Origin of the sequence: Cryobacterium serini (assembly GCF_004404025.1) — a bacterium.
Taxonomy (GTDB): domain Bacteria; phylum Actinomycetota; class Actinomycetes; order Actinomycetales; family Microbacteriaceae; genus Cryobacterium; species Cryobacterium serini.
Genome location: NZ_SOHN01000016.1, coordinates 101,916 through 128,489, shown reverse-complemented (window position 1 = coordinate 128,489; position 26,574 = coordinate 101,916). Strand labels below are relative to the sequence as shown.

General features: G+C 63.8%; 25 protein-coding genes. 9 read left to right on the top strand and 16 right to left on the bottom strand.

Features of this window, described 5'->3' with window-relative positions; translation table 11 throughout:
- Positions 1-22: 22 nt before the first annotated feature.
- Positions 23-1,342 carry an ABC transporter substrate-binding protein gene (locus tag E3T51_RS12625; protein ID WP_134530139.1) on the bottom strand — a complete coding sequence of 440 codons (1,320 nt, stop codon included), beginning with the start codon at positions 1,340-1,342 and terminating at the stop codon, positions 23-25.
- 330 nt (positions 1,343-1,672) lie between these two features.
- Between E3T51_RS12625 and E3T51_RS12620 the strand changes: the two genes are divergently transcribed.
- Positions 1,673-2,701, top strand: a complete 1,029-nt coding sequence (locus tag E3T51_RS12620; protein WP_134530138.1) for a LacI family DNA-binding transcriptional regulator — start codon at positions 1,673-1,675, stop codon at positions 2,699-2,701.
- A gap of 171 nt (positions 2,702-2,872) precedes the next feature.
- On the opposite strand, the gene rplL is transcribed toward E3T51_RS12620, so the two are convergent.
- Both rplL and rplJ read right to left on the bottom strand, forming a co-directional pair.
- Entirely contained in the window at positions 2,873-3,256 is a 384-nt protein-coding gene (gene rplL / locus E3T51_RS12615; RefSeq protein ID WP_104083139.1) for a 50S ribosomal protein L7/L12, read from the bottom strand.
- A 53-nt stretch (positions 3,257-3,309) separates the two neighbouring features.
- A complete protein-coding gene (gene rplJ, locus E3T51_RS12610; RefSeq protein ID WP_104083138.1) occupies positions 3,310-3,825 on the bottom strand; it encodes a 50S ribosomal protein L10 in 516 nt (171 codons plus the stop codon).
- Between the two features lie 381 nt (positions 3,826-4,206).
- On the opposite strand from rplJ, the gene E3T51_RS12605 reads away from it, so the two are divergent.
- Together E3T51_RS12605 and E3T51_RS12600 are read left to right on the top strand one after the other, a co-directional pair.
- Positions 4,207-5,844: an MFS transporter gene (locus tag E3T51_RS12605; protein ID WP_134530438.1), complete on the top strand. Its 1,638-nt coding sequence runs from the start codon at positions 4,207-4,209 to the stop codon at positions 5,842-5,844.
- On the top strand, positions 5,841-6,281 hold the full coding sequence (locus tag E3T51_RS12600; RefSeq protein ID WP_134530137.1) for a MarR family winged helix-turn-helix transcriptional regulator: 441 nt from the start codon (positions 5,841-5,843) through the stop codon (positions 6,279-6,281). The genes E3T51_RS12605 and E3T51_RS12600 overlap by 4 nt, the downstream gene beginning before the upstream one ends.
- 19 nt (positions 6,282-6,300) lie before the next feature.
- On the opposite strand, the gene E3T51_RS12595 is transcribed toward E3T51_RS12600, so the two are convergent.
- The 3 genes from E3T51_RS12595 to E3T51_RS12585 all read right to left on the bottom strand — a co-directional run bounded on the left by E3T51_RS12595 (position 6,301) and on the right by E3T51_RS12585 (position 9,778).
- Positions 6,301-7,830 (bottom strand): sensor histidine kinase, encoded by a 1,530-nt coding sequence (locus E3T51_RS12595; protein WP_134530136.1) that lies wholly within the window; start codon positions 7,828-7,830, stop codon positions 6,301-6,303.
- Positions 7,830-8,576 carry a response regulator transcription factor gene (locus E3T51_RS12590; protein WP_134530135.1) on the bottom strand — a complete coding sequence of 249 codons (747 nt, stop codon included), beginning with the start codon at positions 8,574-8,576 and terminating at the stop codon, positions 7,830-7,832. The genes E3T51_RS12595 and E3T51_RS12590 overlap by 1 nt, the downstream gene beginning before the upstream one ends.
- A 68-nt stretch (positions 8,577-8,644) precedes the next feature.
- Positions 8,645-9,778 (bottom strand): hypothetical protein, encoded by a 1,134-nt coding sequence (locus E3T51_RS12585; RefSeq protein WP_134530134.1) that lies wholly within the window; start codon positions 9,776-9,778, stop codon positions 8,645-8,647.
- Positions 9,779-10,039: 261 nt separating this feature from the next.
- Between E3T51_RS12585 and E3T51_RS12580 the strand changes: the two genes are divergently transcribed.
- Together E3T51_RS12580 and E3T51_RS12575 are read left to right on the top strand one after the other, a co-directional pair.
- A complete protein-coding gene (locus E3T51_RS12580) occupies positions 10,040-10,633 on the top strand; it encodes a YqaJ viral recombinase family protein (protein ID WP_338145164.1) in 594 nt (197 codons plus the stop codon).
- A gap of 126 nt (positions 10,634-10,759) precedes the next feature.
- Complete coding sequence (locus E3T51_RS12575) at positions 10,760-11,737, top strand: NADP-dependent oxidoreductase (RefSeq protein ID WP_241989313.1); 978 nt, start codon at positions 10,760-10,762, stop codon at positions 11,735-11,737.
- Positions 11,738-11,769: 32 nt separating this feature from the next.
- On the opposite strand, the gene E3T51_RS12570 is transcribed toward E3T51_RS12575, so the two are convergent.
- The 5 genes from E3T51_RS12570 to E3T51_RS12550 form a co-directional block, all read right to left on the bottom strand.
- A complete protein-coding gene (locus E3T51_RS12570) occupies positions 11,770-12,426 on the bottom strand; it encodes a signal peptidase I (protein ID WP_134530133.1) in 657 nt (218 codons plus the stop codon).
- Positions 12,423-13,160: an LPXTG cell wall anchor domain-containing protein gene (locus tag E3T51_RS12565; protein ID WP_134530132.1), complete on the bottom strand. Its 738-nt coding sequence runs from the start codon at positions 13,158-13,160 to the stop codon at positions 12,423-12,425. The genes E3T51_RS12570 and E3T51_RS12565 overlap by 4 nt, the downstream gene beginning before the upstream one ends.
- Positions 13,157-14,302: a fibronectin type III domain-containing protein gene (locus E3T51_RS12560; RefSeq protein ID WP_134530131.1), complete on the bottom strand. Its 1,146-nt coding sequence runs from the start codon at positions 14,300-14,302 to the stop codon at positions 13,157-13,159. The genes E3T51_RS12565 and E3T51_RS12560 overlap by 4 nt, the downstream gene beginning before the upstream one ends.
- Positions 14,303-14,518: 216 nt before the next feature.
- The gene (locus E3T51_RS12555; RefSeq protein ID WP_134530130.1) at positions 14,519-15,052 is read right to left on the bottom strand and encodes a hypothetical protein; all 534 of its coding nucleotides are present in this window, start codon (positions 15,050-15,052) and stop codon (positions 14,519-14,521) included.
- A gap of 94 nt (positions 15,053-15,146) precedes the next feature.
- Positions 15,147-15,743, bottom strand: a complete 597-nt coding sequence (locus E3T51_RS12550; RefSeq protein WP_134530129.1) for an alternate-type signal peptide domain-containing protein — start codon at positions 15,741-15,743, stop codon at positions 15,147-15,149.
- A gap of 474 nt (positions 15,744-16,217) precedes the next feature.
- On the opposite strand from E3T51_RS12550, the gene E3T51_RS12545 reads away from it, so the two are divergent.
- Positions 16,218-17,654 (top strand): cryptochrome/photolyase family protein, encoded by a 1,437-nt coding sequence (locus E3T51_RS12545; protein WP_134530128.1) that lies wholly within the window; start codon positions 16,218-16,220, stop codon positions 17,652-17,654.
- Here the strand turns inward: E3T51_RS12545 and E3T51_RS12540 are convergent.
- The 3 genes from E3T51_RS12540 to aceB form a co-directional block, all read right to left on the bottom strand.
- Positions 17,651-18,163 (bottom strand): signal peptidase I, encoded by a 513-nt coding sequence (locus E3T51_RS12540; protein WP_166806465.1) that lies wholly within the window; start codon positions 18,161-18,163, stop codon positions 17,651-17,653. The two genes, E3T51_RS12545 and E3T51_RS12540, sit on opposite strands and share 4 nt — an antisense overlap.
- 86 nt (positions 18,164-18,249) lie before the next feature.
- A complete protein-coding gene (locus tag E3T51_RS12535) occupies positions 18,250-18,900 on the bottom strand; it encodes a hypothetical protein (RefSeq protein ID WP_134530126.1) in 651 nt (216 codons plus the stop codon).
- Positions 18,901-19,201: 301 nt separating this feature from the next.
- Positions 19,202-20,875, bottom strand: a complete 1,674-nt coding sequence (aceB, locus tag E3T51_RS12530; RefSeq protein ID WP_134530125.1) for a malate synthase A — start codon at positions 20,873-20,875, stop codon at positions 19,202-19,204.
- Positions 20,876-21,022: 147 nt separating this feature from the next.
- On the opposite strand from aceB, the gene E3T51_RS12525 reads away from it, so the two are divergent.
- The 3 genes from E3T51_RS12525 to E3T51_RS12515 all read left to right on the top strand — a co-directional run bounded on the left by E3T51_RS12525 (position 21,023) and on the right by E3T51_RS12515 (position 25,201).
- Positions 21,023-22,504 (top strand): helix-turn-helix transcriptional regulator, encoded by a 1,482-nt coding sequence (locus E3T51_RS12525; RefSeq protein WP_134530124.1) that lies wholly within the window; start codon positions 21,023-21,025, stop codon positions 22,502-22,504.
- Positions 22,505-22,784: 280 nt separating this feature from the next.
- On the top strand, positions 22,785-23,669 hold the full coding sequence (locus E3T51_RS12520; protein WP_166806464.1) for an ATP-binding cassette domain-containing protein: 885 nt from the start codon (positions 22,785-22,787) through the stop codon (positions 23,667-23,669).
- Positions 23,670-23,836: 167 nt separating this feature from the next.
- Positions 23,837-25,201 (top strand): NAD-dependent succinate-semialdehyde dehydrogenase, encoded by a 1,365-nt coding sequence (locus E3T51_RS12515; RefSeq protein WP_134530122.1) that lies wholly within the window; start codon positions 23,837-23,839, stop codon positions 25,199-25,201.
- Positions 25,202-25,291: 90 nt separating this feature from the next.
- On the opposite strand, the gene rplA is transcribed toward E3T51_RS12515, so the two are convergent.
- The gene (gene rplA, locus E3T51_RS12510; protein WP_104192468.1) at positions 25,292-25,981 is read right to left on the bottom strand and encodes a 50S ribosomal protein L1; all 690 of its coding nucleotides are present in this window, start codon (positions 25,979-25,981) and stop codon (positions 25,292-25,294) included.
- A gap of 105 nt (positions 25,982-26,086) precedes the next feature.
- Positions 26,087-26,518 carry a 50S ribosomal protein L11 gene (rplK, locus tag E3T51_RS12505; protein ID WP_092106326.1) on the bottom strand — a complete coding sequence of 144 codons (432 nt, stop codon included), beginning with the start codon at positions 26,516-26,518 and terminating at the stop codon, positions 26,087-26,089.
- Between the last annotated feature and the right edge of the window lie 56 nt (positions 26,519-26,574).

The following is a 26,574-nucleotide window of genomic DNA, read 5'->3' as shown; positions in this document are numbered from 1 at the left end:
GGCTGTGGTGCTGGTTGATGGACTAACTGGAGGGCCAGCCCGCTTCAATGCTGGTCAGCACTTCGGAGGTGGGGGTTCCGTTGACCCAGCTGACAATGCCCTTGAAGAACGTTCCTGACCCGACCGCACCCGGCATGAGGTCGGAGGCGTCAAAGCGGAACGTGGTGTCGGGGTCCTGCAGAATTCGAATCGATTCGGCGAGGATCGGGCTGTCAACGAGCTCGGGGTCGACCCCGGTATTGGCGCTGATGCCACCACCGATCGAGACAAGGCTGTTCGCCCATTCCGGGGTGGAGAGGTACTCCTGTACCGCCTGGGTGTCGGCGTCATCGGAGAATGCGCCGACGATCTCGCCACCACCGACCACTGCTTGGCCACCGGCCTCGATTGACGGGGTCATGAACGCCCAGATGTCGGCATCCGGACCGACGTTGCCGCCGGCATCGCCGAGGAACCCGTCGAAGAAGGAGGCCTGGTGGGTCAGTGCGCAGGTGCCTTCGACGATGGGGGCAGCCACGTCACCGAACGGGACGCTGTTGATCGACTTCACGTCGCCGAAGCTGGCATTCACGTAGGCCGGGTTCAGCAGGATTTCACCGACCGAGTCAAAGGCTTCGGCGATGGCGGGGTCAGTGAACGGAACCTCGTTGGCCACCCACTTGTCGTAGACGTCGGGGCCGGCCTGGCGCAGCACGAGGTCTTCGACCCAGTCCGTTCCGGGCCACCCTGTGGCGTCGCCGGAACCAAATCCCGCGCACCAGGGCTGCGTTCCAGTCTTTTCCTGGATGGCCTTGGTCAGGGTGAGCAGTTCGTCCCAGGTTTCAGGAACCCCTACACCCCACTCGGCGAACTTGGCGGGCGAGAACCAGATGAAGCCTTTGAGGTTTGCTTTGAACGGTGCGCCATAGAAGACATCGTCCACGGTGCCGTATGCCTTCCAGTCCGCCGACCAGTATTCGTCGACGTTGGCTTCGACGGCGGCCGGCGCCTTCTTGATGAATTTACGGCTGGCGAGGTCGGCGAAGAGACCGGGCTGGGGGAAGATTCCGATATCGGGAGGATTACCGCCCTGGGCGCGGATGGAGATCTGAGATTCGAACTCTTTCGAGAATTCATACTGAATGTCGATGTTGTTCTCTTTTTCCCACTCGGCCCAAGACTTCTCGAGCTGCTCCGCCTCGAAATCGGCGATCGTGCTGTAGACGGTGACGACACCGTCGCCCTCGGCTCCGGCGTCATCGGTGGTTGTCCCGGGGCCGCCGGAGCAACCGGCCAGGGCCAGACCAGCAATCGCCGCCATGGCAATCGGTGCTGTAATTCGACGGTGCAGGGAAGACCGCATCTTATTTCTCCTCATTGAGTCGTGCCGGATCATGTCGTGAGAGCGGGAATGTGAATAGAGCAGGAGTTGCCTCGGTGGGAACGAACCGTTGGGAACAGGGCTTGTGATCGAATCTCGGGAACCGGTTCCAGACCATAAAGTACGTTACCCGCAGAGGGATAGCAAGGCCGGAAATGTAACAGAATGGCAAAGATCAGAGCTATATCTTCAAGCGATACCAGAGTTTAGCTGCTGCGTCACAGGACAATCAAGGAATATCATGGAACCGATTCCATGCCTGGCGAACGCACGCTAGGGTGTGAGAAGCAGTCACCATAGACGGAGGCAGAAATGAGCGCGATCGCCGATGTCGCGCGCCTCGCCGGAGTGGCCAAAGCCACGGCCAGCCGTGCGCTGAGTGGGCGTGGCTATGTCTCCACGGAGACCCGAGCGAAGGTCATCGCCGCTGCCCGGCAAATTGGGTACGTGGCATCACCGAACGCCGCAAGCCTCGTGACCGGCCGCACCCAGAGTGTCGGCGTGATCATTCCGTACATCAGCCGCTGGTTTTTCGGGGAGGTCCTGGAGAGCCTGGAATTGGCCCTGCTCGAGCACGGCTACGACATGACGTTGTACAACCTGCCGCCTGCTTCCCCTGAGCGCGACCGTGTCTTTGAGTTCTTCCTGGCCCGCAAGCGATTCGACGGCATTATCTCGGTCTGCGTGGCGCTGAGCGAGCAGGAGGTCGACCAGTTGCATCGCCTGCGCCGCCCCCTCGTCGGCATCGGCGGGCCCATCCGCGGCGTGCCCACAATAGAGATCGACGACGTCGCGGCCGCCCGACTCGCCACTGAACACCTGCTCAGTCTCGGGCATCGCGACATCGTGCACGTGGGTGGCAGCCAGGCCGACGAGATGGACTTTCAAGTGCACAGCAATCGCCTGCGCGGCTTTGAAGCTGCGATGACGGAAGCCGGCCTGTCGGTCAGCGGATGCTTCTACTCCTCTGATTTCACCACGCCCGGTGGGTACGCCAGGGGCCTGGCCATACTGGGAGATCCTCGCCGTCGTCCGACCGCGATCTTCGCGGCGAGTGACGAGATTGCCTTCGGGCTCATCTTGGCGGCCCGCGAGCTGGGCATCCGGGTACCCACCGAGCTCAGCGTCATCGGCATCGACGGACACCCGCACTCCGAGATGTTTCGCCTCACCACCCTGGCGCAGCATCCGCGCACCCAGGGCCAACTTGCCGTGCGCACGCTGCTGGACGGCCTCGCCAGCGGGAGCAGCATTGGCGCGTCGGCGGTGCTGCCCACCAGCCTGGTCATCCGGTCAAGCACCAGTGCGCCGCGCGCCCTTCGCGCCCTCCGGGCCGAATAACTGCCGATTCACGCTCCGGCACGTAACCGACCGGGAACCAACCGGCACGAATGAAATTGGCGGGTACGACAAAGGGGGCGCCGTTCCCTTACGGAAACGACGCCCCCTGCGCAATGATCGACACGAAGCCGGTCGACTACGCCTCAAGCAGAACCCCTCGCGGGGCCCAGATTACTTGAGGGTAACGGTTGCGCCGGCCTCTTCGAGGGAAGCCTTGGCCTTGTCGGCAGCGTCCTTGGCAACGCCCTCAAGGACGGCCTTCGGCGCGCCATCGACAACGGCCTTGGCCTCGCCGAGGCCCAGGCTGGTGAGCTCGCGCACAACCTTGATGACCTGGATCTTCTTGTCGCCGACGGCGTCAAGGATGACGTCGAACGCGGTCTGCTCTTCGACCTCTTCAACAGCAGCGGCGGGGCCAGCGGCTCCGGCAGCGGCGACGGGAGCGGCTGCGGTGACCTCGAAGGTCTCCTCGAACGCCTTGACGAACTCGGAGAGCTCGATGAGGGTCAGGCCCTTGAACTGCTCAAGCAGGTCTTCAGTAGAAAGCTTTGCCATGATTTACTCCTAATAGTTTCTAAAAATTCGTGAACCGTGAACGTGGCAGGTGCCTAGTTCGCGGACTCCTGCTTCTCACGCAGCGCGTCGATGGTGCGAACAGCCTTCGACAGCGGTGCCTGGAAGAGATAAGCGGCTCCGAACAGCGATGCCTTGAAGGCGCCGGCCAGCTTGGCCAGCAGCACCTCGCGGGACTCGAGGTCGGCAAGCTTGCCAACCTCCGCTGCGGTGAGCGGGTTACCGTCAAAGTAACCGCCCTTTACCACCAGGAGAGGGTTTGCCTTGGTAAAGGCACGCAGGGTCTTCGCGACGGCGACGGGGTCTCCGTGCACGAAGGCGATAGCGGACGGACCGACAAGTTCCTCGTCGAACGAGGTGATGCCGGCCTTGTTGGCCGCAATCTTGGTGAGCGTGTTCTTTACCACGGCGTACGTGGCGTCCTCACTGATGGACGTACGCAGGCTCTTGAGCTGCGCAACAGTGAGACCGCGGTACTCGGTGAGCAGAACGGCGGTCGAGCTCTGGAATTTCTCCGTAAGCTCGGCGACCGTTGCTTCCTTGTTCGCCATGGTGCTCCTCATTAATAATCATGTGCCGGGTAGCCCGGGGCGCAGACACGAAAAAAGCTCCAGCGCAGGGCGCCGGAGCTTGGGGAACAATCGGGAAGACTGTAACTGAACTTCGAACACCTGCGCGGGCCGTTCACGTGAATGAACCTTCGTCTGCACTTCTGTCTTTCAACGAGGCGCAGCAACCGGCGGTCTGTGGCTAGGGACCAGCATAGGTCAACGTTCAGCACCGTGCAAATCGCAAGCGGAAGACAAATGGTTGACATCGGTCTACTAGTTACGTAAGGTTGGCCGTTGTCAACTAATTGCAGGAGTTTCATGAGTCGCGCATCTCGCCGCAGCACAGCATCCGTTCGCCACGCCCCCAACGCCGACGGGTCAATGAGTCATCGCCAGATTTTGGAGTCCCTCTCTGGCCTGCTGCTGGGCATGTTCGTGGCGATTCTGGCCGGTACGGTCGTCGCGACCTCGTTACCCCTGATCATTTCCGACCTCAAAGGCGATCAGTCCGCCTACACCTGGGTCGTCACCAGCACACTGCTGGCAACGGCCGTCTCGACGCCCATCTGGGGCAAATTGGCCGACCTGTTCAACCGCAAGCTGCTCATTCAGCTTGCCCTGGTGGTCTTCGTGCTCGGCTCAGCCCTGGCCGGATTCGCTCAGAACACCGACACGCTCATCGTGTTCCGCATTATGCAGGGGCTCGGCGGCGGCGGTCTTGCCGCCCTCAGCCAGATCATCATGGCCGACATCATCAGTCCTCGCGAGCGCGGTCGATACGCCGGGCTGTTCGGCGCCGTCATGGCCCTCGGCACCATCGGCGGCCCCCTGCTCGGCGGCGTCGTGACAGATACCTTCGGCTGGCGCTGGAACTTCTTCATTGCGCTGCCCGTCGCCGTCGTGGCCATCGTCCTGTTGCAGGTCACCCTGCACCTTCCCGAACGCGTCAAGCGCATGGTGAGCATCGACTACCTGGGCATCGTGCTGATCAGCTCCGGCGTATCACTCCTCTTGATCTGGGTCACCCTGGCCGGCAACTCGTTCGAGTGGGCATCGCTGCCGTCATTTGCCATGGTGCTCGGCTCGGTCATTGTGCTGCTCATAGCCGTGCTCGTGGAGTTCAAGGCGGAGGAACCCATCATTCCGCTCGATCTGTTCAGAAATCGCACCGTCACCCTGGGCGTTATCGCAAGCCTCTCGGTGGGTGTCGCCATGTTCGGCACCTCGGTCTTTCTCAGCCAGTACATGCAACTTGCCCGCGGGGCAACGCCCACCGAGTCCGGCCTGCTGACCATCCCGATGATGGGCGGGCTGCTGATCTCCTCCACGTTCTTCGGCAACCTGATCAGCCGCACCGGCAAGTGGAAATCGATCATGGTTTCCGGCAGCGTGCTCGTGCTGGCCGGGTCACTGCTGCTCGGGTCGCTGCGCTACGACACGAGCCTGGTCTTCGTGGGCGTGTTCATGTTCATCCTCGGCGCCGGAGTTGGCATGATCATGCAAAACCTCGTGCTCGTCGTGCAGAACACCGTAGAAATCACCCACCTTGGTGTGGCCACCAGCACCGTCACCTTTTTCCGCAGCCTCGGCGGCACGGTGGGCGTTGCGGTGATGGGCTCCGTGCTCGGCACCGTGGTGGCGCAGTACATCCGTGACGGTGCCGGCGCTCTCAGCCCGGCCAATCAGGCTGTCGCCGCCGAGACCCTCGGCGACGGCACCATTCCGCAGGTGTCCCTGCTGCCGGCGGCAGTGCGCGTTGTCGTCGAGTCGGCCTACGGAATCGGAGTCGGTAACGTGTTCCTGCTCATGGTGCCATTGGCGGTGATCACTCTCGTGGCGATCGCCCTGCTGCCCAACATTCCGCTGGGCACCATGACCGGCATCGATCGGGAGCGGAGCGTTGCTGCCGATCAGACCGCTTCACCTTCGACCGGCCGGATCCTGGTCGACGTGAGTACAGCATCCGTTGCCCTGCCGGCGTCAGCGCCCGAATTGGGTGAAGGTAAAATTCGATCATGACCATAATCACCACGGATGCTGCCGTGGCGGCCGTCGAGGAGCAGATGACGGTGCTGGCGGGGAACATCCGCGCCAGTATGCGCGACACTGCCCTGTTCATCGACCCGGCCCTGCAACCGTTCGGGCTCAAGCTCCTGCGCACGCTCGAGCGTTGCGGTCCGACCCACGCTGGCGCCCTGGCCGAGAATCTGGTGGTCGACAAGAGCATCATCAGCCGCCAGGCCAGAGCGCTGCACGATCTGGGGCTGATCAAGACGCAGACCGACGACGACGATGGACGGGTGAAGTACTTCGCGCTCACCCCCCTGGCCGTGAAGAAACTCGCCGAGGTGCGCGCCAGCAAGTCGACACGCCTGCTCGGCCGCCTGCAGAACTGGTCTGGCGACGATCTCACCCGGTTTGCCGAGCTGCTCGCCCGGCTGAACACTCCCGACTGACCCGAGTCGGGCCCGCTCGTCAGGCCCTGGGCAACGAAACGCGGAAGGTTGTCTGGCCGGGGCGGCTGTCGACCGTGACCTCGCCGCGGTGCGCGGCGAGGACCGCGGCCACGATGGCCAAACCGAGGCCGGTGCTTCCGGTACTCGGCGCACCCGCGGCGTTGGCGGCGCGAAAACGTGAGCTGTCGCCGCGGGCAAAACGCTCGAACAGGGTGGCCGTCAGCCCCTCGGGGATGCCGGGGCCGTCATCCGTCACCGTTATCACCACGCCGTTGCCTTCGGCGGCGAGCGCGATCACCACGGTCGTGCCAGCCGGGGTGTGCACCCGGGCATTGGCGAGCAGATTGGCGATCACCTGGCGCAGGCGCGGTTCGTCGCCGATCGCCTCGATCGGTTCTTCGGGCAGTTCGAGGTTCCAGACGTGATCGCGGCCGGCGGCGTGGGCATCGCTGACGGCGTCGACGAGCACTCTGGTGAGGTCCACCGGCTGCATGTCGAGTTCGCGGCCCTCGTCGAGGCGGGCGAGCAACAGCAGGTCTTCGACCAGCCCAGTCATGCGCACCGACTCCGACTCGATGCGACCGAGCGCGTGGATCGCGTCGGGCGGTAATTCCTGGCCGCTGCGCCGGGTGAGCTCGGAATAGCCACGTATGGAGGCCAATGGCGTGCGCAATTCGTGGCTCGCGTCGGCGACGAACTGGCGCACCTTGCGTTCGCTGGCCTGCCGCGCTTCGAGGGCGCGGTCCACATGGTCGAGCATGCGGTTGAGCGCCGCGCCGACCCGGCCCACCTCGGTGCGCGGGTCGGTGTCGTCGGCCGGAACCCTCTCGGAGAGGGACACCTCGCCGCGGTCGAGCGGCAGCTGCGCCACCCGGGTGGCCGTCGCTGTCATGCGTTGCAGCGGGCGGAGGGCCAGCCGCACCACCCACGCCGCGATAACGGCGACCACAACGAGCCCGGCCAGCGAGACCAGACCGATGATCACAGCGAGCTGGGCTGCAGTCGCCGCCACTCCGGTGAGGGGCAAACCGACCAGGTAGAGCGTGCCGGAGCGGGACGTTTCGGCCTGCACCCGATAATCACCGAGCTCGCCGCCGAGATTGAGGGTTACGGGCGCTGTCTGGTTGACGTGGTCGGCGAGAAGCTGCACCTGCTGGGCGGTAAGCGCTTCGATCGCGCCGCTGCGATCGTCGGTATAGCCGGTGGTGATGGTGGAGCCATCGTAGACGAGGGCGAGCAGCCCCGGCGGCTGGGCGGGTCCGCTGAGAATACTGTCGGCCGTTGGCGTGCCGAAATAGGGGCTCCCCGGCAGGTCACCGAGACGATCACCGTCGTTGTCACCACCGCCGCCAAGCGCAGCAGCCGAGCGGTCAGCGGCCGAGGCCAGTTGCACGTCGAGGCGATCGAGCAGGGAGGCGCGCAGAATGACCACGCTCACCACGCCGATTGTGATGCTCACGAGGGCGAGCAGCCCGACGACGGTGAGCACGAGGCGCCGCTGCAGAGTCCAGGGCAAGCGGGGTCGGCGGCGCGGCCTCCGTTTGGTCATCAGGCCGTTTTCAGCATGTAGCCGGCGCCGCGCACCGTGTGGATCATCGGCTCCCGGCCGGCATCGATCTTCTTGCGCAGGTAGGAAATGTAGATCTCGACGACGCTCGACTTGCCGCCAAAGTCGTAGCTCCAGACCCGGTCGAGAATCTGTGCCTTGCTGAGTACCCGGCGCGGGTTGCGCATGAGAAAGCGCAGCAGTTCGAATTCGGTCGCGGTCAGCTCGATGGCTTCGCCATCGCGGAACACCTCGTAGCTGTCTTCGTCGAGGGTGAGGTCCCCGACGGTGATGCGCGGGTCGGTCGAGTCAGCCACAGCGAGGGCAGAGCGGCGAATGAGACCGCGCAGCCGGGCAACGACCTCCTCGAGACTGAACGGTTTGGTGACGTAGTCGTCGCCGCCGGCGGTGAGCCCGGCGATGCGGTCGTCGAGCGAGTCCTTGGCGGTGAGAAAGAGCACGGGAGTCTCGTACCCGTCGGCGCGCACGCGCTGCAGCACCTGCAGGCCATCGATGTCGGGCAGCATGATGTCGAGCACGATGGCGTCCGGCCGAAATTCGCGGGCGATGGTGAGCGCCTGCCTGCCCTCGCCGGCGGTGCGCACCGCCCAGCCTTCGTAGCGCAGGGCCATCGAGAGCAGATCGGTGAGGGTGGGTTCGTCGTCAACAACCAGAACCCGGATGGCGCTGCCGTCGGCCTTGGTCAGGCGCGGGCCGTGGCCGGTGTGGGTGCTCTCCCGTGTGCTCATTCTGACGAGTATCCGGCAGTTGCCTATGAACACGCTATGAGTGCGCCGTCGGAAACCTGTGGCCCGTCCTAGCCGATCAGGGCAGCCAGCAAGGCCGGCGCGGGCACGAGCGCCTCGCTGGCGGGAACGAAGAGGCGCTGGCAGCCGTCGAGCTCAACCTGGATCGGACTGTCCAGCCGGGTGCCGGCCCGCTCGGGCCAGAGCACCGCGAATCGGGTGAGGTCGGCCGTGCACGCGGGGGCGGGCACAGCGGATGCTGCGGCCGCAAGCAGCGCCGCGGCATCCGTTCCAAGGACGGTCGCGCTTTCGAATGTGCCGAACTGCAGGGTAAGCATGGACTCCAGCAGGTTGTCGCTGAATTCCATGCCCTCACTGTCCCTCAGCTCCCCGGGCTCGGGTTCGGTGACTGGGTCCACCGTGTAGACGCAGACGCTCGCGCCGTCGACGCCGTCGTAGGACAACATCTCTGCCGGGGGCACGGGAACCGGCAGGATGTTTTCGCCGACCTCGCCGGTGGTAGTGGACGTCTGCAAGCCGGTGACGCCAAACTGCAGCGACTGCTCAGGCGTACCCGTGCTCATGACGCAGCCGGCGTCGAGGGCCGGCCGGGTGATCTCCAGCACGAGTGGCAGTTTCACCGTATCGGTCAGTTCGAGTTGATCAAGCGCTGTCCACGTGGCCCGCTTCGTCTTGCCGCAGGCGGTCCGGGGCCAGGCTGCCCGCATCGCCTCGCCCGTGGCGTTTTCAAGCCACAGCTCGGGTACGAACTCCATGTCGGCGGTGCAGGCCTGATTAAACCCAGCCTGGTCGCTGGGTAGCGCGAGGGCCGACAACAGCGGGCCGAAGTCGCCGCCGCGGGTCTCGACCGTCACGGCTGCCCAGCGGCCCTGGTCATCGACGACGCTGCCCTTGAAAGTGCAGACGTGCGCGGCGACCGGTTCAAAATCGGCCGGAACAGTGCCCGGCTCCGGTGCGTCTGGGTGCGCAGCCGTCAAATCGGTCTGGGTGGGAACGCCTTCCGGAAAAACCATCCAGTTGCTGTTGAGGTTGGGCGCCTGGCAGTCGATGCCGGCGACGAGCTGCGCTACCGGCGTGCCGGTGGCAGCGGGGTAGCCGGGCAGGCCGGCGCATCCGCTGAGCAGCAGGGCCAACGTGGCGGCCGCAGCGAGCGCGAATCGAACTGGGTACTGCTGGTACGCCATCTGTTCCCCCGATTGGTTGCCGTCGTCTCAGGCTAGCGACCCCAGATCTCGTCGCGATAACGATTCTCATGGCATGCGGATGCGTGACCTCGGCTCGGCAAACGGGCGTGACTTCGGCCGCGCGTGCGGTCGGCAATCGGACCGCACCCCGTGGCGGTGGCGCGCCAACCGGTCCCGCGGGCACACAATAGAGGAGTGCCAAATTCCACGCTGTCTCTCTTCGACCTGGACCAGCCTTCGGCGCACCCCGCTGTTTTCGCTGTGCTGCCGGCACCGGCGCCGCACACTCTGCGCATCGTCGCCGACTCCACCGACCGAGTGGCCTGGCTGCGCGCGCGCAACCAGGGCATCACCGCAACGGATGTCGCCAAACTGTCGACCCCGAAATCCATCGTGAACGCCGCGCACGATAAAATGCACGGTACGAGCTTTTCCGGCAATAGCTACACCGACCATGGTCGCGCCCGAGAACCCGTCATCGCCGCCTGGGTTCTAGAGAACTATGGCATCGAGCCGAGCACCAACCTGTTTCGCTCGCTCTCGCATCCACGACATCTGGCCACACCCGACGGCGTCGGCGTCGTGGCCGGAGGTGACCTGCACCTGGCCGAGATCAAGACGACGAGCAAGCCGTGGCGCAGCATTCCGCGCAGCTATCTGCGCCAGGTGTGGTGGCAGCAGTATGTGCTCGGAGCCGATCGCACACTGCTGGTCTGGGAAGAACACCTCGACTTCGTTCCGGTGGCGGCTATACCCGAATGTCGCTGGATCGAGCGCGACGAAGACCAGATCGCCATTTTGGTCGGCCTCGCCAATGCCCTGATCGACAACCTCGACGAGCAAGCCCGCCGCTAGCCTCCCTCTCTTTCTGCGGACGGGCCCCAGGCCCCGTCCCTGGGCCCAGGTTATAAACTGGGCCCGCGTTTCGGGCCCGGGCCCCGTCCGCAGTAAGTGGACGGGGGATGCAGCAGAATGAGGAGCATGGCTCCTGAATTCGAACTGCCGCAGACCATGCGCGCCCTAGTCATCGACGAGACCGGCGCCCCCGAGGTGTTGCACCTGACCGATCGGATGCTGCCACGCCAGATTGTCGACGAGGTTCTGGTCAAGGTCATCGCGGCCGGCCTCAATCCGATCGACGCCAAGACCCGGTCGGGCAAGGGCGTCGCAGCCGCGATCGAGAGTTTCCCGGCCATTCTCGGCAATGACTTCAGCGGCGTGGTCGTGCGCGCTGCCTTCGAGGCTGCGCCACTCCAACCGGGCGATGCCGTCTACGGCATGGGCCGGGTGCCGCGCGTCGGCGGCAGCTTCGCCGAGTACGTCTCGGTGTCGAGCATGAGCGTCACCCGCAAGCCCGCCCGGCTCAGCCACGCCGAGGCTGCTGCAGTTCCCCTCGCAGCATTGACCGCGTGGGGAATGGTCAAGTTGGCCGAGGCTGGCCCCGGGCAGCGCGTGCTCGTGCACGCCGGCAGTGGCGGCGTCGGTCACTTCGCGGTGCAGTTCGCCCGCGTCCTGGGCGCGCACGTGACCGCAACCGGGTCAACCCGCAACCTCGACTTCCTGCGCGAACTCGGCGCCGACGAGGTCATCGACTACACCACCACGCGCTTCGAAGATATGGTCCACGACCTCGACTCGGTCATCGACCTCATCGGCAACGTGCACGACAACACCGGCACCCGTTCCCTCGCCGTGCTCCGCCCTGGCGGCCTGCTCGTGAACGCCCCAACCGGCAGTTGGCCGACCGTGGCAGCGGATGCCGCAGCAGCGGGCCGACGCGCGACGGGCTTCAAGGTGTCCCCCGACGCGCGCGTGCTCGACGAAATCTCCGCGCTGCTCGACGCGGGCATCGTGCGGGTGCACGTCGACTCGGTGTTCGATCTCGCCGACGGTGCCGCGGCCCATCGGCTGCTCGAGGAGGGTCACACCCGCGGCAAGATCGTGCTGCGCGTGTCCTAATAGTCAAGCGGTTGGCCGGCCATCACGAGCGCTCAGCCGCGCCCTACCCGCGTCGCATCCGCGGCACCCGGCTCGTCGGCATCCGCTGCCCGCGTGCGGGTTCGCCTGTGGTCAAGCACGCCTCCAACGACCATGAATCCGGCATACCCGAAAACCGCGATGGTAAGCACCGGGATGATCCACGCCCGGTTTGCCCCGTTGACCGCGTTGTTCACATAGCCGACATAGGGCACCGCGTACCAGAGCCGGCCTTGAATCTGCTCGGCCAGCACCGGATCATCGTCGGGCGCGCTGTTGTTGTCACCCTGCACGATAAACGAACGCGATCCGTCTGAGCTCGACGCAATCGAGATAATGCGGTGCGTGACAACCCTAGCGTCGCCCGATTCCATTTGATAGGTGACGACGTCGCCGAGGCGCAGTGCCTCGGCGGCGACCGGGCGCACGATGACGAGAGTGCCCGGCGGAAGCCCCGGCTCCATGGAGCTGGTCAGCACGGTAAGCGGGGTCGCACCGGTCGCCCTGGGGATCACCACAAGCACGACCGCGAGCCCGACAACGAGCAGGAGCAAAGCCGCGCTGACTGCGAACCCGAGGTAACTCCAGATGCTGCTCTCGAGGGGAGCACGCGAAGCGACCGCAGATTCCTGAGGTTGATCGACAGACGCGAGTGTCTGCTGCCCGGTCATTGCTCTCGCCGACGCCGCGTGACGAGAAGCCCGCCGATGCCGAACATCAGCCCTCCGCCGACGAGCGCGGCGATGGGCAGGTCGACACCGGTGCGCGGCAGGGCAGCCGGCCGAAGCGGAGCGGCCACCCCTGCCACTGCCGGGATCAATACGCCTTCGTCGTCGCACGCCGAAGACGTAAACGGTCCGGTCTCTCCATCGCGCAGGGCGACCAGAATTCCCAGGTCGGTGCGCGCATTTTGGGCGGTCAGCCCGGTCACGTTCATCATTTCGATCGTGAGTGCTACGCGCAGGGTCGCTCCCGCGGCGAGTGGCTGGGCTGGCGCGAGTACCGCGCAGTCCGCACCGCCCGCTAGCGGAACGGTCGTCACAATTTGGGACGTGCCGACTTGGACACCCAGGGTGAGGTATTCCGTCAGATCAGCGGATCCCCCGCCCGGCTCGCGCAGGCTCAGCCGCACGTTCGCAGGCACGTCGCTCGGGTTCTGAATCCACAGGGTCGACCGCATCGAACCATTCGGAATCAACGTGCCCAAAGAGTCGAACAGCCCGGCGGGCAGTTTGCTGGCAAAATGGATGCCGTCGCTACTGACCCGAACATCGGTTACTACCCCGCGGCTGACCTCGTCATTCGGCGCTGCCAGCGCCGCCGATTCGGCCCCGGCAATCCCGAGCAGGAGCAGCACTGCCCCGAAGATCGCTGGCAGGCGGACGCTGATCGGCAACGCGCTCACGGTGCCACCTCGACCAGGGTGAATTGCTGGTTTTTCGGGACGGGCGCCGTGACGCAGGCCTGCATAGTGAGCGCGGCACCCGTGGCGCCCGATTGCATGCACTGTCTACTTTCCTGCACGCTGCGAATCTGGAACCCCCCGGTCGAGTCGTCACCGCTGGTGAGAGTGAATCGTTGCTCCAACTTCTTTGGGCCGCCGTCCTCCACGCTCAGTGTTACGTCGGAAGAGCCCTGCTTCTTGGCCCGGGAATCCCACACCCTCCCGGTTGTTTTCGCGGCGATTTTGTAGGTGCTGTCCGGCTCCGCAACGAATTGGAAGCTCGATGAAGGCGCCGTCGAGCACTGCGTCGTCGCCAGCACTCTGCCTTCCACTTGCGGAGCCGCTGCTTCGACACAGGATCCGTCGGCGGTGACGACGTGGAACCACACATTAGGGGCTGGCGGCTGCTTATTCGTGGTCACGGCGAGCACGTTTGATGCTGCCAGAACGTTGTTGCTGCCGTCGACGGCACGGACCGTGTATTCATATTGAGTGCTAGCAACCCGGTCGGTGTCGGTAAAGGTGGTGGCGCTCTGTACCTCAGAGATCTTGTCGATGCCGCGGTACACCTGATAGCGCGTCACGGTTTTGTCGTCGGGAGCACTCCAGCTCATCGAGATGGCGCTGTGAGTCTTCTGGACGGCCACCAACGCGCGTGGCGCGGTGTTGGCCACTTTTTGCACGGTTGTTACGGTCGTCACCGGTGAGGTCCAGTTGCCGGCATGCGCCTTCAGATCCATTCGCGCCGTCATCGTGGTACCCGGCGTGTTTCCGGCGGCGGCACTGGTGATCGAGGTCTGCACGCAGTAACGCACCGTGGCCGCTGCTGCCAGGTCACCGCTGAGGGTGACTCCAGTCGCCCAGCTCCTGCTCGGCGTGCCGGTCGGGGGCGTCGTCGCGCAGACCCCGGGGGCGGCGATCAGCCAGGTGCGCACGGTGATGTCACCAGCAAACGCGGCGGGGGCCGAGGAAGTTGTGTCGAGCACCAGGTTGTAACGGGCGGGCACGGTCCCATTGGTCACCGTCACCAGCTTCGTGGCGGTGAGCACTGTGGACGTGTAAGTCGTCGCGAGGTCCGCAAAGCCCGTCTGGCTGATAGTCACGGCGCCAGACCTCGCGGATGCGGTGGGGTTGACCGCCGAGGCGGTCCAGACAGCTTGGGCAACCCCGGAGCCCACGAGGGTCAACAAGACAGCGCTCGCGATCGTTGCCGCAGACCGGGCAGCAGGCCAGCGAGGCAGGAATTCAGGCCGGCGAACAGGCGGGCGCGGGGTTCTCAGCCGCAGGGCACGAGGGGAGTGACGGTGCAATTTCACGGGCTAGACCTGTCGTCCATCAATCAGGAGTCCAAAACTCGTCGCAGTCTGGGATTGGCTGACGCTCGGGGCATCCGCTGAAAGCAGCACCGATACGCAGAGCATCGCTGTAGCTCCCGGGGCGAGGGTCGTATCAAGCTCGGCCACCGGCGCGGAAAGGAATGTGCCGGTAATGGTCGGGGTCAGGCTCGACGTGCACTCGCTCGCCGCCGAAACTGTTCGAACCCCAACAACCAGGCCCTCGGACAATGCGGTCTGAGCGGTGGGTGGTGTCAGGCCAAAGAGCCGAAGCGCGAGCGACACCGTGCCGTCATTGCGCACTTCGACCGTGCCGACGTTTCTCGCTCCCGGATACAGCGCGATATCCGACATCACGAGGGGCGACGTGATGCTGAGGGCTGCCGTTCCGGCCTGGATGGTGACCGCTTGGTTGGCCGAGACGCTCGAGTTAAGAAGGGCATAGGTTCCGCCCACAGCGGCCGTAGCCAGCAGGGTAGCGCCCAGAATCGCCGCGCTGGCAAGTAGAAACGTTTTCAAAAGATCACCGGCTTTCGCGAATCGAGAGGATGCTGTCTGCTGGCTGTTTCGGGGTGTCCGCCGTCGGGTGGCGGGCACCTACGTACCGGGACGGCTAGCTCGCGGGCCGGGCTTTCTGATCGAGGGTGATGCTCAGTCCAGCAAGGTCAACCGCTCCGCCCATGGAGGCCTGCTCATCCGCAGAGCTTCTGTTCGCGCTGTCAGGCACGAAGCTTGGGAACGAAATCGTGACCGTGACATCGACGGTCTGAGTTCCGGCGGCACCGGTGATCGTGTACGGTGCCCCGCCGGGCGAGATTCCAGTACCAACAGCGGTCAGAACGGCGGTTGCTTTCAGGTACCGCGCGAGTGCCTCGTCGGCCGCATCGCCTGTGACATCCGCCGTGATCGAGGCCGCTGACATCGCCAAGGTAGCCGTGAGGTTGTCGCCCGCCGCAGCGATGGTCATCGTCTCCGTGTAGACGAGCACGTCGCTGGGCACGGCCCTGAACTGAGCCAGGTCGATACTCTCAGCGGCACCGTTTACGTGCCAGCTTCCATTCTTTACAGACGCGATCGTAAGAGTACCGGCCGAAATCGCGCCACCGGCAACATCGGCCGAGGAGTTCCACAGCGCGAAAGTTGTGCCGCCGCCGAGCAGGAGGGTAAGACCGGCAGCGCCGGCAATCGCCCCTTTAGTGAGCTTGTTCATAAGTGAAACCTTCCGAATACTGGTCTGAAAACTTCGGGTGATCGCAGGCCAGAATTTGGCAGGCGTGGAGCAACGGTGAAAAAACCCGCTACGTGGCCGGCATGGGGTAAGCACGCCGGTATCGCGGCTGGCCGCCACGACTCTGGGTATCGAGCCATGAATTGCTCCAGCTCGACAGTGATTTTCTTGGCTGTAGCTCCATCCGCGATTCACAGACTAGATGGGACAGACAGATATGTCTGTCCCATCTAAACCCCCAGAATGGGAAATCAGTGTTTTGGGCAAATCCAGAGTTTTTGCGAAGTATTCAGAAGGTTTTGTAGTGCTTTACATCGTTTTTCCTGGAAAAACCGATGTTTTGACCGTGTACCATCCTCGGTGAGCCGTACGGAATCAGCCGCAACAGAGCGTTCTACCTCCGAATTGGTCTACTCGCCGGGAGGGTCCACACTGGAGTTCTCACGAGGAGACGCCATGACTGCACCCCCCGCCAACACCCCCCACTCCAACGAGCACGCCGGCCCCGTCATCGTCTGGTTCCGCGACGATTTGCGGGTCGCTGACCACCCGGCACTGCATGCCGCCCTGGCCCGTCAACGACCAATCGTGGCCGTGTACGTGTTCGACGAGGAATCCCCCGGCGTGCGTCCGCTCGGCGGTGCGGCACGCTGGTGGCTGCACCAAAGCCTGCGATCTCTGGCTGCGACGCTCGAAAAGCTCGGGGGGCGACTCATCCTGCGCCGGGGCGCTGCGGCCGCGATCATGGCCCAGATCGTGGACGAGACAGATGCTGCGGCGGTCTTCTGGAATCGCCGCTATGGCGAGGCCGAACGCACAATCGACACCGCAATCAAGGCCGAGCTGCGCGGGCGCGGCGTGGACACCCACAGTTTCGCCGGTTCGCTCCTGTTCGAGCCGTGGACGGTTCAGACCGGTCAGGGCGGCTCTTACTCGGTGTTCACGCCGTTCTGGCGTTCCTGCACCGCAGGCCCGCCGCCGCGCGCGCCGTACCCGACGCCCACCAGCGTTGCCGGCTCGACGGGTCAAAACGCGACAGATGGCGTCGCCTCCGACAACTTAGACGACTGGGGCCTCGAGCCGAGCGCGCCAGACTGGGCCGCTGGGCTGCGCGCGGCGTGGACGCCGGGCGAGGCGTCCGCTCAGCACATGCTCCAGCACTTTCTCACCGAGGCGCTTCCCCGCTACGCCGCCGAACGTGACGAACCGGCCCAGAACGCCACATCGCGCCTGTCGCCCTACCTGCGCTGGGGCGAAATCAGTCCGCATCAGGTTTGGGCCGCCACGCAGCAGGCCCAGCGCGGGCTCTCCGGCCCGGCGCTGACGAGCGCGACCCGGTTTCTCACAGAGCTCGGCTGGCGCGAATTCGCCTACCACGTACTCTTTCACGCCCCCGAGCTCGCTACGACAAACCTGCGCCCCGCTTTCGATGCTTTCCCGTGGCCGCCGGTCGACCAACGTGCCTTCGCCGCTTGGAAACAGGGGCGCACCGGCTTCGCGCTCGTCGATGCGGGCATGCGTGAACTGTGGCGCACTGGGAGTATGCATAATCGGGTACGCATGGTCGCCGCATCATTCCTGATCAAGAATATGTTGGTCGACTGGCGCGAGGGAGAGCGCTGGTTCTGGGACACCCTGGTCGATGCCGACGCTGCGAGCAACCCCTTCGGTTGGCAGTGGGTCGCCGGCTCCGGAGCAGATGCCGCGCCGTACTTTCGCATTTTCAATCCCGAACTGCAAGCGGCCAAGTTCGACCCGCACCAGCAATACATCCGGGAATACGTGCCCGAGTACGGCACGGATGCCTATCCAGAACCTCTCGTGGACCTCGGCGAAACGCGCCGGGCCGCCCTCGCGGCCTACGACAGGGTCAAGGCCCAGTCAGCAAACTAGGCGACCTGCACGGCAGCGACTGATGGCTTCCCCGTGGAACCTTTGGCTTGCTGCGCCTCGGGTTTCTCTTCGGATGAGCCGATATACCACAGGCTCAGCACGCACATGATGAGGGAGCCGAGGGCGAGCGGGTTCTGTAGGTAGACCACGAGATAACCGAGATTGGGCACGCTGGCGGTCACACCGCCGATGACATCGGCTGCCGGAACGGTAAAGGGATCGATCGTGTCGTTCGCGTCGCCCTTGGTGGTGAGCGTGCCATCGTCGTTGACGGCCACGAGTCGGTGGGTGGTTCGATCGCCGGCGCGCCTGAAGGTGACGACCTGGCCAACCTCATAGTGGTCGGCTTCAACGATCACCACGCTCGCCGACGAAATGGTGGGCGCCATTGACCCGGTGCGCACGACGTAAGCACTATAGGGCAGTGCTCCCGTCGCCACGAGGGCGACCGGAGTGAGCACTGCTGCCAGCACGAGCAGCAAAATAACGGTGCCTTTAAGTTTCCTCACGGTGCGTCTTTCGGCTCGAAAATGGAAAGAGGTAATGGCTCGGACGCCGCTACCCGGCAGCGACGTCCAAGCCACTGGTTTAGTCCCTATTCGATAACACCCGGTTCCTGGCCAACCTGAGTCGCCACGATCTGGTAAGGGAGTCCGCTCGCGGTCGGGTCAGCAAGCGGATAGTTGTTCCACGCGCCGCCATTGGTTTCATTCGATTCGTTGTTCAACGATCCGTTGCCGAGGTAATCGGGGTAGGCAAAGCCAAAACTGATGTGGCCATCCGCGCCATTTCCGGCGCGCGGCGCCACGTTCGAGGCCACCATCACCATTTTCGGCAACGGGTGACACAGGTCGCCAGGGATGTCTACGTCGGTGAAAGTACAGACATCACCCTCTTCGCCACCATCCGAAAGATTGGTCGAGTTGAAAACCGTCGTGCCGTCGCGCGATATTTTGAACGCGCCATAGTGCCCGAGGTTGTTCAACGCATGGAGCGCGTCAGCATCGTTGAAGACGACCCAAACGTCCTGGTTGCTGCGGCCCGTGTTCTCGTAGCCCACGGTCTGGGTCTGAAGCGCGGCCCCGGGCAGCAGGTTCGTGTAGTTGAGGTCAAGTTCCTCGTAACCCATTCCACCTGATCCCGTAATCTTGATCGATCCTAGGGACCCTGTAACTTTTCCCTGCGCGGTGTCACTGAAGTATGCGCCGGTCGGCCCCAACGCCGCCAGTGCCATGGTCAGCGCCACAGCGACGCCCCCGGCCCCGATGACAGCTTTCTTGCGGTTTAGCATAAGTTTCACGTCAGTCTCATCTCAAATTGTCAGTTACGAAGTGAGATAATGAAAGTTTTTCATTATCTATATTCAAAACATTAGAGATGACTCAAGCTCATGTATGCCCCCCGTTGGGTACCGGTATGCCCCCAAACTAGGGGGGTGGAACGAGGATATATTTTGACAACGAAAAACGGACAAACAGTCGCTGTCACCCCTGTGATAATGCCGGGGTGAAGCAACCATTTGCCCGCTTCCGCGAACGCGGTTCGTGCTAGAAGAACCGAGCGTACGCTCCGACCGTCAAGAAGGTCGGAAACTCCGGCTCGAGAGCCGAGGTTCGCAGCACCGTGAGGGCATCGTCAAAGCGGTCGGTGGGCGTGCGCTCGAGGCCGTTCACAACCTCATCGAGCACCTCTTCGACCCAGTCGGAGTCGATCCGGCGCCCCTCGGCGGTGACCGAGTTCTCGTGGATCCACTGCCAGAGCTGCGAACGGGAAATTTCCGCGGTTGCAGCGTCTTCCATCAGGTTATCGATCGCCGCGGCGCCGACCCCACGCAGCCAGGACTCGATATACCGCAGGGAGATGAGTACGTTGCCCCGCACGCCGGCCTCGGTGATCTGACCGCCGACCGACGCAATATCGAGTAGCTGGGCAGGCGTCACGCTCACCTCGGGGCGTGTGCGCTCGAGCTGGTTCGGGCGGTCGCCGAGCACCGTGTCGAACTCGGCTTGCGCGGTCGAAATCAGGTCGGGGTGGGCAACCCAGGAACCGTCAAAACCGTCGGTGGCTTCACGCTTCTTGTCCGCGGCAACCTGGGCGAGAGCCTGCTCAGTGACCGCCGGGTCGCGGCGGTTCGGGATGAAGGCGCTCATCCCGCCGATGGCGAAGGCGCCGCGACGGTGGCAGGTGGCAACGAGCAGTTCGGTGTAGGCCCGCATGAACGGCACCGTCATGGTGATCTGCTTGCGGTCGGGAAAAACAAAGCGACTGCCGCGGGAACGAAAAGTCTTGATAATGCTGAAGATGTAGTCCCAGCGTCCGGCGTTGAGACCGGCGCAGTGGTCGCGCAGTTCGTAGAGAATTTCTTCCATCTCGAAGCCGGCCTGAATCGTTTCGATCAGCACCGTGGCGCGGATGGTGCCGTGCTCGATGCCCAGACGCTCCTCGGCGTAGGTGAAGATGTCATTCCACAAGCGCGCTTCCTTGTGGCTCTCCAGCTTGGCCAGATAGAAGTAAGGGCCGGTGCCGTTTTCAATGAGCTTCTTGGCGTTGTGAAAGAAGTACAGGCCGAAGTCGATGAGGCTACCGGAGGACTTCATGCGACGGTTGGCGCGATCAATGAAGGTGATGTGCTTTTCAACGAGGTGCCAGCCTCGCGGACGCATGACGATGGTTGGCGTCGACTCGTTCGTGATCTCGTAAGTCTTACCCTCGGGGCTCGTGAAGCTGAGCTGACCGCGCACCTGATCGAACAGGGTCAGCTGGCCCTCGATTACGTTGGTCCAGGTGGGACTGGTGGCGTCTTCCTGGTCGGCGAGCCAAACTTTAGCGCTCGAATTGAGCGCGTTGATAGCCATCTTGCGGTCGGTCGGGCCGGTGATCTCCACCCGGCGATCCTCCAGGCCAGGTCCGGCTCCCGCAACACTCCAGGTCGGGTCCAGACGGATACTCTCGGTTTCGCTGAGAAACCGGGGGTCGCGACCGTTCGCGGTATCCACTCGGGTTTGCAGCCGGGCGGCAAGCAAATCGTGTCGAGTTCCAGCGAAACGCTCGTGCAGCTCGGCGAGAAATTCGAGTGCGTCCGGGGTTAGGATCTCGTCGTAGCGGTCGCCGAGCGGGCCGGTGACATCGAGGTGCGGACGAATCGTGGCGAAGCTGCCGGTGCTCGTCTTCACGGTTTCGGAGCTGACCGCCTGATCGAGGGTGGGGTTCGGAGTGTTCATGGTCTGGCTCCTTGCGAAAGTTGGAAGTAGGTGCTTGCCTATGCCTCCACTCTGCCCGGCGCGGACCCTGCCGAACCACAATTACCGCGCAGAAGAAACCCTGTTCTTCTGATTGTGGAAACTTTCACGATCTGCGACACTGAGGCCATGGTCACCGCAGAAGCCCTCGCCGCGCTCTCCTCTCTCAGCAGTGAAGAACCGGAACTTGACGCGCTTACGCTGGGGCGTCGCATCCGGGAACTGCGTACCGCGAAGCGTATGACGCTGGACTCCCTCGCTGCCGCAATCGACCGCGCACCTTCGCAGGTATCGATGATGGAGAACGGTAAACGCGAACCGCGCCTCTCCATGCTGCGCACGATCGCCCTCGCACTCGGTACCACTGTCGAAGACCTGATGCGAACGGATGCTCCCTCCGAACGTGCTGCCCTGGAAATATCGGTCGAACGCGCCCAGCGCGGACCGGTGTTCCAGGCCCTCGGCCTCCCCCGCATCCGAGTAAGTAAGGGCCAGAGCGACGAAACACTGCAAACTATCTTGAGCCTGCACAATGAAATCGACCGGCTCAACCGCGAACGCGCTGCAACCCCGGAGGAGGCGCGCCGAGCCAACTCCGCGCTGCGCCAGATCATGCGTCAGCAAGACAACTACTTTCCCGAGTTGGAGGTGCAGGCCCTTGAGCTGCTCACCGCCGTCGGGCACTCCGGCGGTCCGGTGTCCCAGCAGCTCGTCGCCGATATGGCGACCCACCTGGGTTTTTCGCTGCACTATGTGAACGACTTGCCACACTCCACCCGGTCGGTCACCGACAAGCGCAACGGGCGCATCTACCTACCCACCGAGCATTCGGCGTCGAGGGATTCCCGCTCGCCGATCGTGCAGGCCTTCGCGAGCCACCTTTGCGCGCACGAAGAGCCGAAAAATTATGCTGAATTTCTGCGCCAACGGGTGGAAACCAACTATCTCACCGCCGCGATCCTGCTGCCGGAGCGGGACGCGGTGCGTATGCTGACCGAGGCCAAGACCCTGCGGCGTATTTCCATGGAGGACTTGCGGGACGCTTTCGCGGTCTCCTACGAGACGGCCGCTCATCGATTCACCAATCTCGCCACAGCGCGGCTGGATATTCCGGTGCACTTCATGAAGGTGCACGAGTCCGGCACGATCATCAAGGCCTACGAGAATGACAACGTGCGGTTTCCGAGCGACGCGCTCGGCGCGGTCGAGGGCACCACGGTCTGCCGCAGCTGGACGGCTCGTACCGTTTTCGACGTCGAAGACCGCTTCAGCGCCTGGTACCAGTACACGGACATGCCGGCCGGAAGCTTCTGGTGCACTTCACGCATCGAGAAAGCTAAAGAGGGCGAGTACTCGGTGAGCGTTGGCGTGCCGTTCGCTCACGTGAAGTGGTTTCGGGGCCGGGAGACCGCGAACCGCGCCGTTTCACTCTGCCCCGACGAATCCTGCTGCCGCCGCGCGCCCGACAATCTGGCCGGTCGCTGGGCCGGCCAGTCCTGGCCGGCCGCTCGCACCCCGACGAGTTTGCTCGCCGCGCTGCCCACCGGCACTTTTCCCGGCGTGGACCAGACCGAGGTGTACGAATTTCTCGAGGCCCACTCACCGCACTAGCCTGTCCGCGGGGCGCGCGGATGTCCATCCACTCTGAGCTAAACAAACCGGTACGTTGTCGGTAGTACTTTTCGATACCATTGTGTTGACGTGAATATGCGCTGTAAACGAGTGGCTTTTTTGCGGTACCACGCACCAGAGATTGTCGGTTGGGCTCGTCCCACGCGTCGCCGCTCGTCTCGACCTACTGAAATGCGAGCCGACAATGTGTGACGCTCGCGGTGTATTACGTCAGCTCAATCGTGCCGTGCACGCGGGCGTCCCCTCGGTGAAACCATTGATGAACGTGCGCTTCGATCAGGTTGGCCCTCCCCCGCAGGCCGAAACGACCGCGCCCATGCCGTCACACTGGTTTCGCTCCGCGGCACTGCTCGATGTGCGCGGACTACAGGTTGCGTCGGCGGCGCACGTGAACGCACCGCGCTTGGTGCACGGCATCTCGCTCTCCATCACCTGCGGCGAGGTCATCGGTTTGGTTGGCGACAAGTCCTCGGGAGCCCTCGAAGTCGCGCAGTGCATCGCCGGCGTTCTTCCTGCCCCAGCGACCATCCGATCCGGGTCGATTCTGTTCAACGGCGTCGAACTGGTCGGACTACCGCCACGGTCTCTCTCTCGGCTGCACGATGCCAAGATCGCGTACCTGCCGCGGAGCCCACTGGACACCCTCGACCCGAATATGACGGTGGGAAGCCAGTTGGCCGCACCGCTGCGTTCCAGCGGCGGTCTGTCGAAACCGGCCGCCTACGAACGGTCGCTGGATCTGCTGGGCCAGGCCGGCGTCGAGAATCCGCAACACACCTTTGCCGCCTACCCGCGCGACGTGTCGGCGATCCTGGCACAGCGCGTGCACATTGCGCGTGCCCTTGCCCGCAGCCCGAATCTGCTGGTGGCCGACGACCCGACCGACACCCTGGATGCGGCCGACAGCTCCGACATTCTTGAACTCTTGGGCAAGTTACAGCGCAAGCACAAGTTGACGATGATCATCGTGACGCGCTCCGTGCACGTTGCGGCGCGGATCTGCCATCGTGTCGCTGTGGTGCGTACCGGTGCGATCGTCGAATACGCGTCGGTCACCGACCTGTGTGGCTCCCCCAAGCATCCGTACACCCGCGAGATGCTCCAGGCGTCCGAGAATGAGTCGCTCGGAAGCCCGGCCTTGTAGATTGGGCGCACGGAGGCACATAACCGACCGGGCGCACGCGAGGCAATTTTTGCGCAGCTCGTCGTCGGCGTACGCCGACTACTTGAATCATCCGTTGCTATATCTTTGACGAACCAGAGTTTGCATCGGCGCCGGTTCGGGTGCCCGACCAGTGAAGGATAAAGCCTATGACCAGCTACGCAGTCATCAACCCGGCCACCGGGGAGACAGTCAAGACCTACGACACAATCTCGGATGCCGAGCTCACCGCCGCACTCAGCACCGCAGACGACGCCCACACCTGGTCGCGCTCGACCAGCGTCGACGAGCGCGCAGCGCTCGTGCGCCGCGTGGCCGAACTGCACCTTGAGCGCCGCCAGGAGCTCGCCGAAATCATCGTGCGCGAAATGGGTAAGCCTATGGAACAGGCTCTCGGCGAGGTCGACTTCAGCGCCGACATCTACGCGTATTACGCCGACAATGCGACGGATTTGCTGAAGGACGAAGCCATCAACCTGCTCGCCGGAAAGGGTTCGGCTCTCATCCGTCGCAGCTCGCTCGGCGTGCTGCTCGGCATCATGCCGTGGAACTTCCCGTATTACCAAGTTGCCCGTTTCGCCGGGCCGAACTTGATTATCGGCAACACCATCCTACTCAAGCACGCCGAGCAGTGCCCCGAATCGGCCGCCGCGATCGCGCAGATCATGCTCGACGCAGGCTTCCCCGAGGGGGCGTACACCAACCTCTACGCTTCCCATGATCAGATCGCCACGGTCATCGCCGACAAACGCGTGCAGGGTGTCTCGCTCACGGGTTCGGAACGCGCGGGAGCTGCGATTGCTGAGATCGCCGGGCGCAACTTGAAGAAGGTCGTGCTCGAGCTCGGCGGCTCAGACCCGTTCATCCTGCTGTCCACCGACGACCTGGATGAGACCGTCGGCGCCGCCGTGGCCGCTCGTCTCGACAACAATGGCCAGGCCTGCAATGCGGCCAAGCGCTTTATCGTCATAGAGGAGCTCTATCAGCTTTTCGTCGATAAGTTCACCGCGGCAATCGCCGCCGTCGAGCTGGGCGACCCGACCAAGGACGGCACCGGACTCGGGCCGCTCTCGTCGGCAAAGGCCACCGAAACTCTCACCGAGCAGGTTGCGCGCGCTGTGGCTCAGGGTGCCACCCTCGTCACGGGCGGAACCGCTGAGGGCAACTTCTATGCCGGAACCGTGCTCACTCAAGTAGCGCCCGGCTCCGATGCCTTCCACGAAGAGTTCTTCGGCCCGGTCGCACAGATCTTCAGCGTTCCCGATGAGACCGCCGCAGTCGCATTGGCCAACAACACCCCGTTCGGCCTGGGTTCCTACGTCTTCACCACCGACCCAGAGCAGGCACTGCGCGTGGCCGACGGCATTGAGGCCGGCATGGTCTTCATCAATTTGGTCGGTGCCGACGGTGCCGAGCTGCCCTTCGGTGGCGTCAAGAGGTCCGGCTCGGGGCGCGAACTCGGCCGTTTCGGCGCCGACGAATTCGTCAACAAAAAGATGATCCGCATCGGCTAACCCGACCGCTGCCGCCCCGTTAAACCGAAGCAGGGCCCGTCGCGAAGACGGGCCCTGCTCGGTGAAACTGCTACTTAGTTGCTTTGAGCCTTAGATGCTGTTGACGTCGAGCTGGATGCCAGGACCGAAGGTGGTCGAGACGACGCCCTTCGTGATGTAACGGCCCTTGGACGAGCTGGGCTTGAGACGAACAACCTCTTCGAGCGCTGCGGAGATGTTTTCGTTCAGCTGCTCGACGGAGAACGACGCCTTGCCGACGACGAAGTGCACGTTGGAGTGCTTGTCGACGCGGAATTCGATCTTTCCGCCCTTGATGTCCGAAACGGCCTTGGCGACGTCGGGCGTCACGGTTCCGGTCTTCGGGTTGGGCATGAGGCCACGCGGGCCGAGCACCTTTCCGAGACGACCGACCTTACCCATGAGCTCGGGGGTCGAGACGGCCGAGTCGAACGAGGTGTAGCCAGCGGCTACCTTCTCGATGAGCTCGTCGCCACCGACCTCGTCGGCGCCGGCTGCGATAGCGGCTTCGGCTGCGGGGCCGGTTGCGAACACGATGACGCGGGCGGTGCGGCCGGTGCCGTGCGGGAGGATGACGGTTCCACGAACCATCTGGTCGGCCTTGCGGGGGTCGACTCCGAGGCGGAGGGCGACCTCAACCGTGGAGTTGAACTTTGCGGAGCCGGTCTCCTTGGCGAGGGCTACGGCCTCGGCCGGGGTGAAGACGTTGTCTTCGCCGATTTTCGCGGCGGAGGCGCGGTACGCCTTTGACTTGGTTGCCATGTGAAATCTCCTGTATGTACTTCAGAGTGTGGTGCGAGCCTGGCAGGCTCTTCCACTAATTGCTAAGGGTGCAAGGCGCCGGGGGGCGCTAGTGCGGGGGTGTGTTTAGGCGCTGACCGTGATGCCCATGGAGCGGGCAGTTCCGGCGATGATCTTCGCGGCAGCGTCGATGTCGTTGGCGTTGAGGTCAACCATCTTCGCTTCAGCGATCTCGCGGACCTGGGCCTGCGTGAGGTTGGCGACCTTGACGGTGTGCGGGGTTCCGCTGCCCTTGGCGACGCCGGCGGCCTTCTTGATGAGCTCCGCTGCGGGCGGGGTCTTCAGGATGAACGTGAACGAGCGGTCGTCGTAGACGGTGATCTCAACGGGGATGACGTTGCCGCGCTGGGCTTCGGTTGCCGCGTTGTAGGCCTTGCAGAACTCCATGATGTTAACGCCGTGCTGACCCAGTGCCGGCCCGATGGGCGGGGCGGGGTTGGCTGCGCCGGCCTTGATCTGAAGTTTGATCAGACCTGTAACCTTCTTCTTCGGTGCCATTGTGTTGTCCTTCGTATTGATGTGCGAGCAGCCCGGAGGCCGCTCTCCCGGTGGCC